Source organism: Streptomyces verrucosisporus, from assembly GCF_017114865.1.
Taxonomy (GTDB): Bacteria; Actinomycetota; Actinomycetes; order Streptomycetales; family Streptomycetaceae; genus Streptomyces; species Streptomyces fenghuangensis.
In genome coordinates, this window is the sequence record NZ_JADEYH010000069.1 from 1 (window position 1) to 1,884 (window position 1,884).

Here is a 1,884-nt window from a genome sequence, read left to right on the forward strand (position 1 = left end):
GCCCGGGCGGTCTCAGGGCGCGTCGATCTCGGTGATCAGGGCCTCGATGCGGGCGCGGATCTCGTCGCGGATGGGGCGGACGGCCTCCACGCCCTGCCCGGCGGGGTCGTCCAGCTGCCAGTCCAGGTACTTCCTGCCGGGGAAGACCGGGCAGGTGTCACCGCAGCCCATGGTGATGACGTAGTCGGAGGCCCGGACGGCCTCGACGGTGAGCACCTTGGGCACCTCGGCCGACATGTCGATGCCCGCCTCCCGCATGGCCTGGACGGCGGCGGGGTTGACCCGGTCGGCGGGTGCGGAGCCGGCGGAACGGACCTCCACGCGGTCGCCGGCCAGGTGGGTCAGCCAGGCGGCGGCCATCTGGGAGCGGCCGGCGTTGTGGACGCAGACGAACAGCACGGACGGCTTGTCGGGCATGCGGGGTCTTCTTTCGGCTCGTCGAAGAGGCCGGGTGGTATCACCTCCGGCTGATGTGACAGTATCAGCGCATGCTGACGTCAGTCGACACTGACCTGATCCGGGTGCTCGCCGACCCCCTCAGGATGCGCATCGTGACCCTGCTGGCCACCGAAACCCTGTGCACCACCCACCTGGTCGCCGAGACCGGGGCCAGGCAGACCAACCTCTCCAACCACCTGCGCGTCCTGCGCGAGGCCGGCGTCGTGGAGACCGAACCGTGCGGCCGGTACACCTACTACCGGCTGCGCCCCGACGTCATCGAGTGCCTGGGCCGCTCCTTCACCGAACTGGCCCGCACCGCCCGCACCACCCGCGCCGCCGAAACGAGAAGGGCCTGCCCGTGACCGCGACCGAAGAGACCACCGCACCGGCCGGCCCGTCCGGGGACGGCGGCATCGTCGCCCGCCTCTCCACCCTGGACCGGTTCCTGGCGGTGTGGATCCTGGCCGCCATGGCCGCCGGCCTCGGCCTGGGCCGGCTGGTCCCCGGCCTCAACGACGCCCTCAGCCGGGTCGAGATCGGCGGGATCTCGCTGCCCATCGCCCTCGGCCTGCTGATCATGATGTACCCGGTGCTGGCCAAGGTCCGCTACGACCGCCTGGACGCCGTCACCGGCGACCGCCGCCTGATGGTCTCCTCCCTGGTGGTCAACTGGATCATCGGCCCGGCGGTGATGTTCGCCCTGGCCTGGACCTTCCTGCCCGACCTGCCCGAATACCGCACCGGACTGATCATCGTCGGCCTCGCCCGCTGCATCGCCATGGTCATCATCTGGAACGACCTGGCCCGCGGCGACCGCGAGGCCGCCGCCGTCCTGGTCGCGCTGAACTCCGTCTTCCAGGTCCTGGCCTTCGGCCTGCTGGGCTGGTTCTACCTCGACCTGCTGCCCGGCTGGCTCGGCCTGGGCGACGGCGCCGCCCTGGACATCTCCGCCTGGGAGATCGCCGCCAACGTCGCCGTCTTCCTCGGCATCCCCCTGCTGGCCGGCTACCTCACCCGCCGCCTCGGCGAACAGAGGATGGGCCGCGAGAACTACGAACAGAAGTTCCTGCCCCGCATCGGCCCCTGGGCCCTGTACGGGCTGCTGTTCACCATCGTGATCCTCTTCGCCCTCCAGGGAAAGACGATCACCTCCCAGCCCCTCGACGTCGCCCGCATCGCACTGCCGCTGCTGGTCTACTTCACGCTCATGTTCTTCGGCACCTTCGCCCTGGGCAAGGCCATCGGCCTGGCCTACGAGCGCACCACCACCCTGGCCTTCACCGCCGCCGGCAACAACTTCGAACTGGCCATCGCGGTGGCCATCGCCACCTTCGGCGTCACCTCCGGCCAGGCCCTGGCCGGCGTCGTCGGCCCCCTCATCGAGGTCCCCGTCCTCATCGCCCTGGTCCACCTCGCCCTCGCCCGGCGCAGGAAATTCACCGC

Annotated in this window: 3 protein-coding genes; 2 read left to right on the top strand and 1 reads right to left on the bottom strand. The window is 70.6% G+C overall.

Going from position 1 to position 1,884, the window contains the following annotated elements; all coding sequences use genetic code 11:
- Window positions 1-12: 12 nt before the first annotated feature.
- Complete coding sequence (locus IQ279_RS27450; protein WP_206352028.1) at window positions 13-417, bottom strand: arsenate reductase ArsC; 405 nt, start codon at window positions 415-417, stop codon at window positions 13-15.
- A 71-nt stretch (window positions 418-488) separates the two neighbouring features.
- On the opposite strand from IQ279_RS27450, the gene IQ279_RS27455 reads away from it, so the two are divergent.
- Entirely contained in the window at window positions 489-803 is a 315-nt protein-coding gene (locus IQ279_RS27455) for an ArsR/SmtB family transcription factor (RefSeq protein ID WP_206352029.1), read from the top strand.
- Window positions 800-1,884 (top strand): ACR3 family arsenite efflux transporter (gene arsB / locus IQ279_RS27460; RefSeq protein WP_206352030.1); only part of this gene is annotated, 1,085 nt, incomplete at its 3' end. The genes IQ279_RS27455 and arsB, both read left to right, overlap by 4 nt.